Below are 14,106 nucleotides of genomic sequence, written 5' to 3' on the forward strand. Positions count from 1 at the left end.
GGGCTCCGCTGATCGACGGGTACGGCTCCCGCCGGCACGGCCAGTCCCGGTCCTGGCTGCTGCCGCTGCAGGCCGGTCTGGTGCTGGCCCTGCTGGCGCTGCTGCCGTTCGCCGACGACCAGCCCGGCCCCGGCCAGGGCGGCCAGCGCCGGCGGGGGCGGCGGCCGGCCGGCCGCGTCCATCCCCAGCACCACGACCGGTTCGGGCCCGGTCACGCCGGCCACCGGCCGGAGGAGGCGACCAGGTGGTCGCCGGTGAAGTCGACCATCGCCACGTCGACGGTGAGCGCCGGCCCGGCGAAGCGGCGCAGCACCTGGCGGACCCGGTCGCAGAGCAGGTCACCGGCGGGGCGCAGCAGCCCGGCGGCCTCCCACAGCTCGTAGGCGTGCCGGCCGGTGTTGGCCGCCAGCACCGCCGCGACCAGGTCGGCGTCGCCGCCGGCCTCGGCGGTGACCGCGCCGAGCAGGGACAGGTCCACCTTCGACCGGGTGTAGTGGGTCATCAGGATGCCGGCGGCGAGTTTGGCCAGCTTGCCGGCCATCCCGACGAAGACCACCCCGGTCATCGCGTCGCCGACGGCGGCCGTGACGGCCGCGCCGGTGAAGTCGCCGACCTCGACGAAACACACCTCCGGCAGCTCCGGCAGCAGCGCCCGGGCGGCCCGTTCGGTGCGCCCGCCGGTGCACAGCACCACGGTCCGCTCCCCCTGGGCGGCCATCACGTGCACCGCCTGCACCACGCTGGCCCGCCAGGAGGCGGTGGAGAACGGCCGGACGATGCCGGTGGTGCCGAGGATGGAGATGCCGCCGACGATGCCGAGCCGCCGGTTGGTGGTCTTGCGGGCCATCACCTCACCGCCCGGCACGCTGATCACCACCCGCACCCCCACCTCGGTCAGGTCGACCACCTCGGCGACGGCCTGGCCGATCATCCGGCGGGGCGTGTCGTTGATGGCCGGCCCGCCGACGGCGAGGCCGAGCCCGGGGCGGGTGACGGTGCCGACGCCGACCCCACCGGCGAGGTCCAGGCCGGGCCGGGGCCGCCAGCCGACGGTGGCGGTGAGGTGCGCGCCGTGGGTGACGTCCGGGTCGTCCCCGGCGTCCTTGACCACGACCGCCTCCGCCGTCGGTTCGGGCCGGACGGTCAGGTCGCAGCGGGCCACCGGGAAGGTCACCCGCCGGCCGGCGGGCAGCCCGATCTCCACCTCCCCGGGGGGCACGCCGGTGAGCAGGGCGGTCACCGCCGCCTTCGCCGCCGCCGTCGCGCACGCGCCGGTGGTCCAGCCGGTACGCAACGCCACCGGCCGGACCTTCGCGGTACGCGGCAGGTCCGGCTCGCGCAGCGGCGGCTCGGCGTACGTCACGGGGTGGCGTCCTCCACGGCGGCCCGGGACCGGCGCAGCTCGGCGCGGGCGGCCGGCTCGGCCCGGCGGAAGGTGTGGAAGTGCCCGGGGTGGTAGAGGTGCGAACGGGTGCCGGTGGCGGCGAGCGCCGGCCCGACCAGGAACAGGGTGTGCTTCCACAACCGGTGTTCCTTCACGGTGGCCGCCAGGTCGCCGAGGGCGCACCGCACCACCAGCTCGTCCGGCCAGGTCGCCTGGTACGCCACCACGACCGGGGTGTCGGCCGGGTAGCCCCCGGCGAGCAGTTCCGTCTGGGCCTGCCCGGCGCGGGCGGCGGACAGGAACAACGCCATGGTGGTGCCGTGCCGGGCGAAGTCGCGCACCCGCTCCCCCGCCGGCATCGGCGTCTTGCCACCCTCCAGCCGGGTGAGGATCACCGACTGGGCCACCTCGGGGATGGTCAGTTCCCGGCCGACGATCGCGGCGACGGCGGTGAACGAGGAGACCCCGGGGACGATCTCCACGGCCAGGTCGAGGGCCCGGCACAGGTCGAGCTGCTCCTGCACGGCACCCCACAGCGCCGGGTCGCCGGAGTGGATGCGGGCCACGGTGAGCCCGTCGGCGGCGGCCCGCCGGTACAGCGGCAGCACCCCCTCGATGGGCAGCTGCGACGAGTCGACGATCTCGGCGTCGGCGCGGGCGTGGGCCAGCACGTCGGCGTGCACCAGGCTGGCCGCCCAGATCACCACGTCGGCGTCGGCGATCACCCGGGCGGCGCGCAGGGTGAGCAGGTCGGCGGCACCGGGCCCGGCCCCCACGAACCACACCTTTCCGGTGGACGTCACAGTTTTCCTCCCCGCCGGTCCCGGCGGGCCGGGACCAGCAGCGTCGACAGGTAGGGCAGCTCGTCGTCCGGGCCGACCGGCCCGATCCGTTCGTCGGGCAGGCCGAGGCCGCAGCCGAGCACCGCGTCGTCGAGCCGGTCGTGCCGGCGCAGCTCGTCGACGAGTTCCCGGTGCCGCCGCCAGCCCTTGTAGACCACCACGGTGCCGGGCCCGGCGAGGGCGGCGGCGACCGGCGTCGGGCCGGCGGTGGCCGGCAGCAGGGTCAGCGGCTCCCGCCCCTGGCACAGCGGGACGCCGCTGCGGGCGGCCAGCTCCTGCATGGCGGTGACGCCGGGCACGGTGCGCAGCCGTACCGCCGGCCGCAGCGCGCGGACCCCGTCGGCCAGGTAGGTGAAGGTGGAGTAGACGTTGGGGTCGCCGATGGTGGCGAACGCGACCGAGCGGGCCCCGGCGTCGAACGCGTCGACGACGGCGCGGGCGGCGGCGTCCCAGGCGGCCTCCCGGCGCGCGGTCACCCCGCCCCGGTCCTCCAGGGCGAACGGCAGCCGGCGCAGCCGGTCCGCCGGCACGTGCGCGCGGACCGTCGTCTCGGCCCGGCCGGGGGGCGTCGCCGGGTCCGCCGCCAGCCGGTCCAGCACCGGTACGACCACCAGGTCGGCCTCGGTCAGCACCCGCACCGCCCTGAGGGTGAGCAGTTCCGGGTCCCCCGGCCCGACCCCCACCCCGGTCAGCGTCGGGGGTTCCGTCGGCGCGGCCCGGCCCGCTTCGGCGTCGGCGGCGGGCGGGTGGTCCGCCCCGGTGCCGGTCACCGGGCCGCCGCCTCGACCAGGCGGCGGGCGGCCCGGGGGTGACCCGCCCAGTGGGTGTGCAGGTAAGAGGCGTGCACCTGCCCGGTGACGAAGCCGTGGGCGGTGCCGTCCCACCGCCAGGCGGGCCGGTCGCCGTGCCCGGGGTCGGTGACGGTGCGGTGGAACTCGTGGCCGCGTACCTGCTCACCGGCAGCGTGGACCGGGGAGTCGGTGGTGGCGACCGCGTCGCGGTAGCCGAGGGTGAGCCGGCCGGTCATCCGGGCGTGGTGGTCGAGCCGCCCGCACATCGGCACCCCGTCCAGGGAGCGGCCGAGGTAGAGCAGCCCGGCGCACTCGGCGACCACCGGCCCGGCGAAGCCGGCCAACTCGGCGCGGAGCCCGGTGTTGTCGCTCAACGCCTCGACGTGCACCTCGGGGAAGCCGCCGCCGATGACCACGGCCCGGGTGCCGGCGGGCAGGGCCGGGTCGGCCAGCGGATCGAACGGGGCCACGATCGCCCCGGCGGCGGTGAGCAGTTCGGCGGTCTCGGCGTACGAGAAGGTGAAGGCCGCACCGGCGGCGACCGCGACCACCGGACGGTGCCCGCCGGCCGGGCCCCCGACGGCGGCGGCCGGGTCCCAGCCGTCCACGGTCAGCGGCGGGGCGCTGCGCGCCAGGTCGAGCACGGCGTCGAGGTCGACGGTGGCCTCGACCAGCCCGGCGAGCGCGTCGACGACGGCCAGTGACTCCGGTGCCCGTTCGGCGACCGGCACCAGCCCCAGGTGCCTAGCCGGCGCGGCCACCTCGACGGCCCGGGTCACCGCCCCCAGCACCGGTACGCCCACCTCGGCGAGCGCGTCGCGCAGCAGGGTCTCGTGCCGGGGCGAGCCGACCCGGTTGAGGATCACCCCGCCGACGCGTACCGCCGGGTCGAAGGCGCGCATGCCGAGCACCAGCGCGGCGGCCGACCGGCCCTGCGCGGTGGTGTCCAGGACCAGCAGCACCGGCGCGTCGACGAGCGTGGCGACGTGCGCGGTGGACGCGTAGCCGCCCCGGCCGACCGCGCCGTCGTGCAGCCCCATCACCCCCTCGACCACGGCGACGTCGGCGGGGGTGGGCACGCTCGCGCCGTGCCGCAGCAGCGGGGCGATCAACTCCTCCCCGACCAGCCACGGGTCGAGGTTGCGGCCGGGGCGGCCGGCGGCGAGCGCATGATAGCCGGGGTCGATGTAGTCGGGGCCGACCTTGTGCGGGCTGACCGTGAGGCCCCGGCGGCGCAGCGCGGCCAGCGCCTCGGCCAGCAGCGCCTCCCCCTCCTCCGGGGTACGCCGTTCCTTCACGTACGCCAGGTGGGTCTTGTAGGGCTCGGGACGGGTACGTCCGGGCGGGTTCTGCGCGTCCTGGCCGGCGGGCAGGCCGCAGCGCGGACAGTCCCAGACGGCCGGCTCCTCGGCGTCCAACGCCAACCGGATCTCGGTGACATGGTCGTTGCGGCACCAGTAGGTGACCGCGCGGCGGGGGGCCGGCTCGTACCGTTCGGTGGGGCGTTCCGGCCCCGATCCGATCCGTGAACCGCGGATGACGTTGCCACTGGGCACACTCGCTCCTGTCGTCGGAGGGGACCACCGCCTGAGGCGGGCGGTGGACGACGTGGCGGAGAAAACAACTGCGCGCGGTCCGTGACGGACCGCGCGCAGATTGTACGACCTGATCGTGTCGCTCAGGACCCGCTGTTGAGCTGGAGCCGGAGCCAGAGGCCGAGCCCGACGATGCAGGCGAACCAGACGATGCTCACCAGGACGGTGTAGCGGTCCAGGTTCTTCTCGGCCACCGACGAGCCGGCCAGGCTGGAGCTGACCCCGCCGCCGAACATGCTCGACAGCCCGCCGCCCTTACCCCGGTGCAGCAGAATGAGCATGGTGAGCAGAACGCTCGTGATGACCAGCAACACGATCAACGTGTATGCGAACCAGATCGGCATGGCTGGGGTCAGTCCTCTCGTTACGATCCTCGCCCGGACAGATCGGGCACGGCGGCACCGACCGGTGGACGGGCGGAGTCAAGAATAGCGAGCGATCAGGCGACCGTGTGCTCCGGGAAGCGGCAGATCTTCGCGAACTCCTCGGCGTCGAGGCTGGCCCCGCCCACCAGCGCCCCGTCCACGTCCGGCTGGGACATGATCGACGCGACGTTGGACGACTTCACCGAGCCGCCGTAGAGGATCCGGACCTGGTCGGCGGTGCCCTGGTCGTAGGTCTCGACCAGCCGCTTGCGGACCTCCCCGCAGACCTCCTGGGCGTCCTCCGGGGTGGCCGTCTTGCCGGTGCCGATCGCCCAGACCGGCTCGTAGGCGACCACGACCTTGGTGACCTGCTCGGCGGTGAGCCCCTTCAGGGCGCCGTCGAGCTGGTCGCAGCAGTGCGGGACGTGCCGCAGCTGCTCGCGGATCTCCAGGCCCTCACCGATGCACAGGATCGGGGTGAGCCCGTTGGCCAGCGCGGCGGCCACCTTCGCGTTGACGATCGCGTCGTCCTCGTAGTGGTACTGCCGCCGCTCCGAGTGCCCGACCGCCACGTAGGTGCAGCCCAGCTTGGCCAGCATCGCCCCGGAGATGTCCCCGGTGTACGCGCCGGACTGGTACGGCGACAGGTCCTGCCCGCCGTAGCCGATCAGCAGCTTGTCGCCGTCCACCGCCGTCTGCACGGTGCGCAGGTCGGTGAAGGGCGGCAGGACCACCGTCTCGACGGCGGTGAGCTGCTGCTCGGTGAGGCTCGCGGCCAGCTTCTGCACCAGCAGGTTGGCCTCGAGGTGGTTGAGGTTCATCTTCCAGTTGCCGGCCATCAGCGGCCGGCGGGTGACGCTCGCCATCAGTTCTCCAGGGCCGCGATGCCGGGGAGGGTCTTGCCCTCCAGGTATTCCAGGGAAGCGCCGCCACCCGTCGAGATGTGACCGAACGACGACTCGTCCAGGCCGAGCGCCCGGACCGCCGCCGCCGAGTCACCGCCACCGACCACGGTGAACGCGTCGGTCTTGGTGATCGCCTCGGCGACCCCGCGGGTGCCGTTGGCGAAGGCCGGCATCTCGAACACGCCCATCGGGCCGTTCCAGAAGACCGTCTTCGCCTGGGACAGCGCGGCGGTGAAGCCGGCCACCGTCTCCGGGCCGATGTCCAGGCCGAGCCGGTGGCTGGGGATGCCGTCGGCGGGCACCGTGTCGTGCGCGGCGTCCGGGGCGAAGGCGTCGGCCGCCACCACGTCGACCGGGAGCAGGATCTTGCCGTCGGCACGGGCCAGGAGGTTGCCGCAGGTCTCGACCATCTCCTCCTCCAGCAGCGAGGTGCCCACCTCGTGGCCCTGGGCCTTGAGGAAGGTGAAGCACATCCCGCCACCGATGAGCAGCCGGTCGACCTTCGGCAGCAGCGCCTCGATGACCGCCAGCTTGTCGGAGACCTTGGAACCGCCGAGCACCACCACGTACGGGCGCTCCGGCTCACCGGTCAGCCGGGACAGCACCTCCACCTCGCGCAGCACCAGCCGGCCGGCGACGTGCGGCAGCCGGGCCGGCACGTCGTGGACACTGGCGTGCTTGCGGTGCACCGCGCCGAACGCGTCGTCCACGTACGCCTCGCCGAACGCGGCGAGCTGGTCGGCGAAGGCCCCCCGCTCGGTGTCGTCCTTGCTGGTCTCCCCCTTGTTGAAGCGGAGGTTCTCCAGCAGGGCCACCTGGCCGTCGGCCAGCGCGTCCACGGTGGCGCGGGCGGACTCGCCGACGGTGTCGGTGGCGAAGTGCACCGGCGCGTCGAGCAGCTCACCGAGCCGCCCGGCGACCGGGCGGAGGCTGTACTGCGGGTCCGGGGCGCCCTTCGGACGACCCAGGTGCGAGCAGACCACGACCTTCGCCCCGGCCTGCACCAGCGCGCCCAGGGTGGGCAGGACGGCCCGGATCCGGCCGTCGTCGGTGATCTCCCCGGTCTGCTTGTCGAGCGGGACGTTCAGGTCGGCGCGCACCAGCACGCGCCGACCTGACACCCCCTCGGCGAGCAGGTCGTCGAGGTTGCGGATGCTCACAGAGCTAACTCTCCGTTCGTGACTGCGGGGCTCGCAAGCTCACTCCTCGCACTCACAGCGAGGAACCCACCAGCTTGACCAGGTCGACGAGCCGGTTGGAGTAGCCCCACTCGTTGTCGTACCAGCCGACGACCTTGACCTGGTTGCCGATGACCTTGGTCAGCGGCGCGTCGAAGATGCACGACGCCGGGTCGGTGACGATGTCGGACGAGACGATCGGGTCCTCGTTGTAGACCAGGATGCCCTTGAGCGGGCCGTCCGCGGCGGCCTTGATCGCGGCGTTGACCTCGTCCACGGTGGTCTCCCGGCCGACCTCGACGGTCAGGTCGGTGGCCGAGCCGGTCGGGATCGGCACCCGCAGCGCGTAACCGTCCAGCTTGCCCTTGAGCACCGGCAGCACCAGCCCGATCGCCTTGGCGGCACCGGTCGAGGTGGGGACGATGTTCAGCGCGGCGGCGCGGGCCCGACGCAGGTCCTTGTGCGGCGCGTCCTGGAGGTTCTGGTCCTGGGTGTACGCGTGGATCGTGGTCATCAGGCCCTTCTCGATGCCGAAGGTGTCCTGGAGGACCTTCGCCATCGGGGCCAGGCAGTTCGTGGTGCACGACGCGTTCGAGATGATGGTGTGCTTGGCCGGGTCGTACTGGTCGTGGTTGACGCCCATGACGACCGTGACGTCCTCGTTCTTCGCCGGGGCGGAGATGATGACCTTCTTGGCCCCGCCGTCGACGTGCGCCTTGGCCTTGGTGGCGTCGGTGAAGAAACCGGTGGACTCGATGACGACGTCCACGCCGGCGTCGCCCCACGGCAGCTTCGCCGGGTCCTTCTCGGCGTACGCCTTGATGGTCTTGCCACCGACGGTGATCTCGTCGGCGGTGGCCTTGACCTCGTGCGGCAGGCGACCGAGGATGCTGTCGTACTTGAGCAGGTGGGCGAGCGTCGCGTTGTCGGTCAGGTCGTTCACGGCGACGACCTCGATGTCGGCGCCGGACGCCAGCACGGCCCGGAAGAAGTTACGGCCGATGCGGCCGAAGCCGTTGATGCCAACCCGGATGGTCACAGGTCCCATCTCCTCGCGTTCTGGTCCGCCGACGTCAGAACCGGGCCGGCGGAGGTGTGTGCGCCGGCCGGTGAGCCGGCCGTTGACGATTCGTCTCGGCCACCCCGCCACGGTCTGGGAGGACCTGACCGCCCGAGGCGGCGTGCACGGCGAGGAGTGCCTGTGCCGGCCCCCTTGCCGTACCCATCGACCCTATCCGAGCGTGCCCCGCCGCGATGCGGCGGGTGGTGACCCCGTCGGGTCGACGGCACGGCACGCCCCACCCACCCGACCCGGGGCACGTCACGCCCGCCGGCCCGTGCCTCGCACGCGCCCGCGCCCGCGGGATGGCGGCCCACCGTCCTATCAGACCACGAGCATGTCCGGCGTGACGGCCGCTTCGGTATCCGGGATGCCCAGGTCACGGGCCCGTTTGTCGGCCAGCGCCAGCAGCCGGCGGATCCGCCCGGCGATCGCGTCCTTGGTCAACGGCGGGTCGGCCAGCGCGCCCAGTTCCTCCAGCGACGCCTGCCGGTGCTCCAGCCGGAGCTGACCGGCCGAGGTGAGGTGGTTCGGGGCGTCGTCGGCGAGGATCTCCAACGCCCGGGTGACCCGGGCGGCGGCGGCCACCGCGGCCCGCGCCGAGCGGCGCAGGTTGGCGTCGTCGAAGTTCGCCAGCCGGTTGGCGGTGGCCCGCACCTCGCGGCGGACCCGGCGCTCCTCCCAGGCCAGCACGCTGGAGTGGGCGCCGATCCGGGTGAGCAGCGCGGCGATCGCGTCGCCGTCCTTGACCACCACCCGGTCCACCCCGCGCACCTCGCGGTTCTTGGCGGTGATGCCGATCCGGCGGGCCGCGCCGACCAGGGCCAACGCCGATTCCGGACCCGGGCAGGTGATCTCCAGCGCGCTGGAGCGGCCCGGCTCGGTCAGCGAGCCGTGCGCCATGAACGCGCCCCGCCAGGCCGACACCGCGCAGCAGACGTTCGCCGCCACCACGTGCGGCGGCAGGCCGCGTACCGGCCGGCCCCGGACGTCCAGCAGGCCGGTCTGCCGCGCGAGGGCCTCGCCGTCCTTGACCACCCGGACGATGAAGTGGCTGCCCTTGCGCAACCCACCGGAGGCGAGCACGTGGATCTCGCTGGGATAGCCGTAGACCTCGGCGATCTCCCGACGCAGCCGGCGGGCCACCGCCCCGGTGTCCAGCTCGGCCTCCACCACCACCCGACCGGAGACGATGTGCAGCCCACCGGCGAACCGCAGCAGCGCGGCCATCTCCGCCCGCCGGCAGCACGGCTTGGGCACGTCGACCCGGCTCAGCTCGTCCTTGACCGCAGCCGTCATCGCCATTGTGCGCCCCCTCACGGACCGGTACCGGCGTGTCGCCGGTGATTACGTACGTGCTTAACGATCGGAGCCCAGGACAGGCACCAGTGCCGCGGCCAGGGCGGCCGGATCGTGACGGGGTGTGCCGTCGTCGACGGCGACCGGGGCGAGGACCAACCGGGCACCCAGCGATTCTGCCGCACGCCCGACCGGTTCGGGATCACCCACCGCCTTGGAGTCGGCCACCACGTAATCCACGGTGAGCTGCGGAAGGTACCAGCGCAGGGCGGCTAGGTGGTCGGCCACCGAGAGCCCCAGGGTCTCCTGCTCGGCGGCCAGGTTGAGGGTGACCAGCCGCCGGGCCGGGCTGGTCACGATCGCCTCGGCCAGCCCCGGCACCAGCAGGTGCGGCAGGACGCTGGTGTACCAACTCCCCGGCCCGAAGATCAACCAGTCCGCCCCGCCGACCGCGGCCACCGCCTCCGCGCAGGCCACCGGGGCGTCCGGGGTGATCCGCAGCGCCTCCACCGTGCCGGTGGTCACCGCCACCTGGTGCTGGCCGCGCACGGTGCTCACCTCGTCGGGGCGGGTCGGGTCCGTCCCGCGGACCCGGGCCTCGATGTCCACCGGCTGGGCGGACATCGGCAGCACCCGGCCGACCGCGCCGAGCATCGCCCCGGCGTGCGCGAGCGCGGCCACCGGGTCGCCGAGCTGCTCCATCAGGCCGCAGAGCACCAGGTTGCCCACCGCGTGACCGGCCAGCCCGTCGCGGGGGTCGCCGGCGAACCGGTGCTGGAACAGCCCGGCGCTGCGCCGGGTGGCCGGATGGTCCCCGGCCAGCGCGACCAGGGCCTGCCGCAGGTCCCCCGGGGGCAGGCCGCCGCGTTCGGCGCGCAGCCGGCCGCTGGAGCCGCCGTCGTCGCCGACGGTGACCACGGCGGTGATGTCCAGTTCGAGTTCCCCGGCGCAGTGCCGCAGCGCCCGAAGCGAGGCGGACAGGCCGTGTCCCCCGCCGAAGGCGACCACCGACGTCGCCGTCATTCCCGCCCCAGGTCCCGGTGCTGCGCGTTGGCGGCCAGCCCCGACTGGCGCAGCCGCTCGGCCAACTCCTCGGCGATCGCCACGCTGCGGTGCTTGCCGCCGGTGCAGCCGACGGCGACCGTCAGGTACCGCTTGCCCTCCCGTTCGAACCCGGCGGTCGTGGCGTTGACCAGGTCGGCGTACGAGGCCACGAAGGCGTCCGCACCCTCCTGGCCGAGCACGTACGCGCTGACCGCCGCCTCCCGACCGGTGTGTTCCCGCAGCTCGGGCACCCAGTACGGATTCGGCAGGAACCGGGCGTCGAGCACGAAATCGGCGTCCGGCGGCAGCCCGTACTTGAAGCCGAAGGAGAGCACGGTGAGCCGCAGCCGACGGGCGTCCTCCCCGCCGAACAACTCCTCGACCCGGCGACGGAGCTGGTTGACGTTGAGGTGGCTGGTGTCGATGATCACATCGGCCTGGTCCCGGGCCTCCTCCAGCAGCGCCCGCTCGACGGCGATCCCGTCGGCCAGCCGCCCCTCACCCTGCAACGGGTGCGAGCGACGGACGCTCTCGAACCGCCGGATCAGCACCTCGTCGTCGGCGTCGACGAAGACCACCCGGGGCGAGAAGCCGCGTTCCTTGAGCTCCCGGATCGCCCCGGCCAGGTCGGTGGAGAAGGCCCTCGACCGGACGTCCAGCACCATCGCGGTACGCCGGGCCGCCCCGCCGGCCTTCATCGCCAGCTCGGCCATGTCCAGCATCAGCGCCTGCGGCAGGTTGTCCACCACGTAGTAGCCGACGTTCTCCAGGGCGCGGGCGACGGTGCTGCGGCCACCGCCGGACAGACCGGTGACGACCACCAGCGTGGTGTCCGACTCCGCCGTGCCGCCCTCGACGTACCCGCCGGTTGTCCGCGCCTCGACCATCCCACCACTCCCGCTTCGTGGCGGCGGGCCCCCCGGGGCCCCTTACCGCACAGGGTCAGTCGACGACTCTATCCCGGCGGGCGGCGTCGATCCCGGCACGCCCGGCGGCGGGTCGCCCGGTGGGTCCGGCCCGGCATCCGACCAGCATCCGGAGCACTACCTGGCGCACAACGGTATGCCTGTCCGTCATAAACATGACGGACAGGCATACCGCCGAACGGCAGACGCATGTCGCCACCTCCATGCCCCGGCGGCGACGGACCGGTCGCCTAGCTGCCGTCGTGTTCGGCGGTGGCGCGGGAGGTGGAATGGCCGGCTTGCGCCCGCAGCGTGCTCTCCCACACCGGGTCCGTGGCCGCCCACTCGGCGACCAGCGCCGCCAGCCGGCGCGCGGGCAGAGCACGCGCGAGCACGGTCAGCTCCGCGACCCGGGGGTCGACCGCCAAGGTCGACTGCGGGGTGGCCGTCGAGGACCACGCGAAGCCGTCAGCCAGGGCGGCGGCGGTCAGGGCCACCGCGTGCGCGCACAGGTCGGTGTCGGCGGCGCAGTCGCACTCGGCGGTGAAGCCGTCCGCCGTGACCCCCACCCAGACCTCGTACGGCGGCTGTCCCGTCGCGCGGATCACCCCGGCCACCCCGCCGCCGACCGGGTCGATCTCCGCCGGCTGGCCGGCGACCGTCAGTTCGTCCGCCGCTGCGCAGACGTCGGCCCCGGCCGCGTCCCGGAGCGCGTCGATGTCGATGCGTACCGCCATCGGGCCATCCAACCGCAGCGGATCGACGCCGGTGACGTCAGGGCGGTGCCTGCCGCCGTCCGGGGAAGGACGGGGAAGGCTCGGCGACGGGGGGGGCGTCGTGGACGGCGGTGTCGGGGCGAGTCCGTAGACTCCCCGGATGGCCTCCCCCACCGAGCTGCGTGCCTCCGACGCCCTCGACGTGCTCCGCCGGGTCTTCGGCTACGACGCCTTCCGGGGCTTCCAGCAGGAGGTCATCGACCACGTGGTGGCCGGTGGCGACGCCCTGGTGCTGATGCCCACCGGTGGCGGCAAGTCGCTGTGCTACCAGGTCCCGGCCCTGGTCCGCGACGGCGTCGCGGTGGTCGTCTCCCCGCTGATCGCCCTCATGCAGGACCAGGTCGACGCGCTGACGGCGGTCGGCGTCCGCGCGGGGTTCCTCAACTCCACCCAGGACTACGCCGCCCGGCGCGCGGTCGAGCAGGCATTCGTCGGCGGTGACCTGGACCTGCTCTACCTCGCCCCGGAGGCGCTGGGCACCCGGGGCGTGCAGCAACTGCTCGACCGGGGGCGGATCGGCCTGTTCGCCATCGACGAGGCGCACTGCGTGTCCCAGTGGGGGCACGACTTCCGCCCCGACTACCTGGCCCTGTCGATGCTGCACGAACGGTGGCCGACGGTGCCCCGGATCGCGCTGACCGCGACCGCCACCAGCGCCACCCGGGCCGAGATCGCCACCCGGCTCCAGCTCACCGGGGCGAAGCACTTCGTGGCGAGCTTCGACCGGCCCAACATCCAGTACCGGATCGTGCCCAAGAAGGAGCCGCGCAAGCAGCTGCTGGCCCTGCTACGCGACGAGCACCCGGGCGACGCCGGCATCGTCTACTGCCTGTCCCGCGCCTCGGTGGACAAGACCGCCGAGTTCCTGGTCGCCAACGGGATCGCCGCGCTGCCCTACCACGCCGGCCTGGACGCGGGCACCCGCGCCGCCAACCAGCAGCGGTTCCTGCGCGAGGACGGCCTGGTCATGGTCGCCACGATCGCCTTCGGGATGGGCATCGACAAGCCCGACGTCCGGTTCGTGGCCCATCTCGACCTGCCCAAGTCGGTGGAGGGCTACTACCAGGAGACCGGCCGGGCGGGCCGGGACGGGCTGCCGTCGACGGCGTGGCTCGCCTACGGCCTGCAGGACGTGGTGCAGCAGCGCAAGATGATCGAGACGTCGGACGGCGACCTGGCCCACCGGCGTAACCTCGCCACCCACCTGGATGCCATGCTGGCGCTCTGCGAGACGGTCCGCTGCCGCCGGGTGCAGCTGCTCGAATACTTCGGTCAGCCCGGCACCGCCGACTGCGGCAACTGCGACACCTGCCTGACCCCGCCGGAGACCTGGGACGGCACGGTGGCCGCGCAGAAGCTGCTGTCCACCGTCTACCGGCTGGACCGGGAACGCAACCAGCGCTTCGGCGCCGGGCACTGCGTCGACATCCTGCTCGGCAAGCAGAACGACAAGATCAGCCAGTACGGGCACGACGCGCTGAGCACCTTCGGCATCGGCACCGAGCTACGCGAGGCGGAGTGGCGCGGGGTGGTCCGGCAGCTGCTCGCCGAGGGGCTGTTGGCGGTCGAGGGCGACTACGGCACGCTGGCGCTCACCGAGGCCAGCGCGGAGGTGCTAGGTCGCCGCCGCACGGTGACCATGCGCCGCGAGCCGGAGAAGGTGGCCTCGGCCCGGTCGGCGAAACCACGCGGCGCGGCCACCGTGGTCGCCGAGCTGTCCCCGGCGGCCTCGTCGCTGTTCGAGCGGCTGCGGGCCTGGCGGGGGGCCACCGCCAAGGAACAGGGCGTGCCGGCGTACGTGATCTTCCACGACGCGACGCTGCGGCAGATCGCCACCGACGCCCCCACCTCGCTGGCCGAGTTGTCGGGGATCAGCGGTGTCGGCGAGAACAAGCTCGCCAAGTACGGCGAGTCCATCCTCGCCGTCCTCGCCGACCAGCCCTGACTCCCTCCTTGGTCCAC

At 73.7% G+C, this 14,106-nt stretch carries 13 protein-coding genes and 1 pseudogene; 1 reads left to right on the forward strand and 13 read right to left on the reverse strand.

The window, feature by feature from the left end; all coding sequences use genetic code 11:
• The 13 genes and pseudogenes from H1A17_RS22335 to H1A17_RS22395 form a co-directional block, all read right to left on the reverse strand.
• Nucleotides 1-215, reverse strand: a pseudogene (locus H1A17_RS22335) (hypothetical protein); the annotation flags it as partial.
• On the reverse strand, nucleotides 212-1,363 hold the full coding sequence (locus tag H1A17_RS22340) for a cobalt-precorrin-5B (C(1))-methyltransferase (protein ID WP_194822820.1): 1,152 nt from the start codon (nucleotides 1,361-1,363) through the stop codon (nucleotides 212-214). The pseudogene H1A17_RS22335 and the gene H1A17_RS22340, both read right to left, overlap by 4 nt.
• Complete coding sequence (gene cobM / locus H1A17_RS22345; protein ID WP_194822821.1) at nucleotides 1,360-2,187, reverse strand: precorrin-4 C(11)-methyltransferase; 828 nt, start codon at nucleotides 2,185-2,187, stop codon at nucleotides 1,360-1,362. Before cobM ends, H1A17_RS22340 begins: the two co-directional genes overlap by 4 nt.
• Complete coding sequence (gene cobI, locus H1A17_RS22350; protein ID WP_228544039.1) at nucleotides 2,184-2,918, reverse strand: precorrin-2 C(20)-methyltransferase; 735 nt, start codon at nucleotides 2,916-2,918, stop codon at nucleotides 2,184-2,186. The genes cobM and cobI overlap by 4 nt, the downstream gene beginning before the upstream one ends.
• 74 nt (nucleotides 2,919-2,992) lie before the next feature.
• Nucleotides 2,993-4,573, reverse strand: coding sequence for a cobyrinate a,c-diamide synthase (locus tag H1A17_RS22355; protein ID WP_194822823.1), 1,581 nt, complete (start codon nucleotides 4,571-4,573; stop codon nucleotides 2,993-2,995).
• A gap of 122 nt (nucleotides 4,574-4,695) precedes the next feature.
• Complete coding sequence (gene secG / locus H1A17_RS22360) at nucleotides 4,696-4,956, reverse strand: preprotein translocase subunit SecG (protein ID WP_088645052.1); 261 nt, start codon at nucleotides 4,954-4,956, stop codon at nucleotides 4,696-4,698.
• Nucleotides 4,957-5,051: 95 nt separating this feature from the next.
• Nucleotides 5,052-5,843, reverse strand: a complete 792-nt coding sequence (gene tpiA, locus H1A17_RS22365; RefSeq protein ID WP_088645053.1) for a triose-phosphate isomerase — start codon at nucleotides 5,841-5,843, stop codon at nucleotides 5,052-5,054.
• Nucleotides 5,843-7,042 carry a phosphoglycerate kinase gene (locus H1A17_RS22370; protein WP_145920868.1) on the reverse strand — a complete coding sequence of 400 codons (1,200 nt, stop codon included), beginning with the start codon at nucleotides 7,040-7,042 and terminating at the stop codon, nucleotides 5,843-5,845. The genes tpiA and H1A17_RS22370 overlap by 1 nt, the downstream gene beginning before the upstream one ends.
• Before the next feature lie 52 nt (nucleotides 7,043-7,094).
• Nucleotides 7,095-8,099, reverse strand: a complete 1,005-nt coding sequence (gene gap / locus H1A17_RS22375; protein ID WP_145920869.1) for a type I glyceraldehyde-3-phosphate dehydrogenase — start codon at nucleotides 8,097-8,099, stop codon at nucleotides 7,095-7,097.
• A gap of 345 nt (nucleotides 8,100-8,444) precedes the next feature.
• Nucleotides 8,445-9,425, reverse strand: coding sequence for a DNA-binding protein WhiA (gene whiA / locus H1A17_RS22380; RefSeq protein ID WP_067304387.1), 981 nt, complete (start codon nucleotides 9,423-9,425; stop codon nucleotides 8,445-8,447).
• 54 nt (nucleotides 9,426-9,479) lie between these two features.
• Entirely contained in the window at nucleotides 9,480-10,442 is a 963-nt protein-coding gene (gene yvcK / locus H1A17_RS22385; RefSeq protein WP_145920870.1) for a uridine diphosphate-N-acetylglucosamine-binding protein YvcK, read from the reverse strand.
• The gene (rapZ, locus tag H1A17_RS22390) at nucleotides 10,439-11,350 is read right to left on the reverse strand and encodes an RNase adapter RapZ (protein WP_145920871.1); all 912 of its coding nucleotides are present in this window, start codon (nucleotides 11,348-11,350) and stop codon (nucleotides 10,439-10,441) included. Before rapZ ends, yvcK begins: the two co-directional genes overlap by 4 nt.
• A gap of 269 nt (nucleotides 11,351-11,619) precedes the next feature.
• A complete protein-coding gene (locus tag H1A17_RS22395) occupies nucleotides 11,620-12,105 on the reverse strand; it encodes a hypothetical protein (protein WP_145920872.1) in 486 nt (161 codons plus the stop codon).
• Between the two features lie 139 nt (nucleotides 12,106-12,244).
• Between H1A17_RS22395 and recQ the strand changes: the two genes are divergently transcribed.
• The gene (gene recQ, locus H1A17_RS22400) at nucleotides 12,245-14,089 is read left to right on the forward strand and encodes a DNA helicase RecQ (RefSeq protein WP_194822824.1); all 1,845 of its coding nucleotides are present in this window, start codon (nucleotides 12,245-12,247) and stop codon (nucleotides 14,087-14,089) included.
• Nucleotides 14,090-14,106: the final 17 nt, after the last annotated feature.

The sequence above is a fragment of the Micromonospora sp. S-DT3-3-22 genome (assembly GCF_015354745.1).
GTDB classification, from domain to species: domain Bacteria; phylum Actinomycetota; class Actinomycetes; order Mycobacteriales; family Micromonosporaceae; genus Micromonospora; species Micromonospora wenchangensis.

Coding starts and splice junctions, on each gene's coding strand:
- secG (WP_088645052.1), bottom strand. CDS start 4,956: ATGCCGATCTGGTTCGCATACACGTTGATCGTGTTGCTGGTCATCACG.
- tpiA (WP_088645053.1), bottom strand. CDS start 5,843: ATGGCGAGCGTCACCCGCCGGCCGCTGATGGCCGGCAACTGGAAGATG.
- whiA (WP_067304387.1), bottom strand. CDS start 9,425: ATGGCGATGACGGCTGCGGTCAAGGACGAGCTGAGCCGGGTCGACGTG.
- yvcK (WP_145920870.1), bottom strand. CDS start 10,442: ATGACGGCGACGTCGGTGGTCGCCTTCGGCGGGGGACACGGCCTGTCC.
- rapZ (WP_145920871.1), bottom strand. CDS start 11,350: ATGGTCGAGGCGCGGACAACCGGCGGGTACGTCGAGGGCGGCACGGCG.
- H1A17_RS22395 (WP_145920872.1), bottom strand. CDS start 12,105: ATGGCGGTACGCATCGACATCGACGCGCTCCGGGACGCGGCCGGGGCC.
- recQ (WP_194822824.1), top strand. CDS start 12,245: ATGGCCTCCCCCACCGAGCTGCGTGCCTCCGACGCCCTCGACGTGCTC.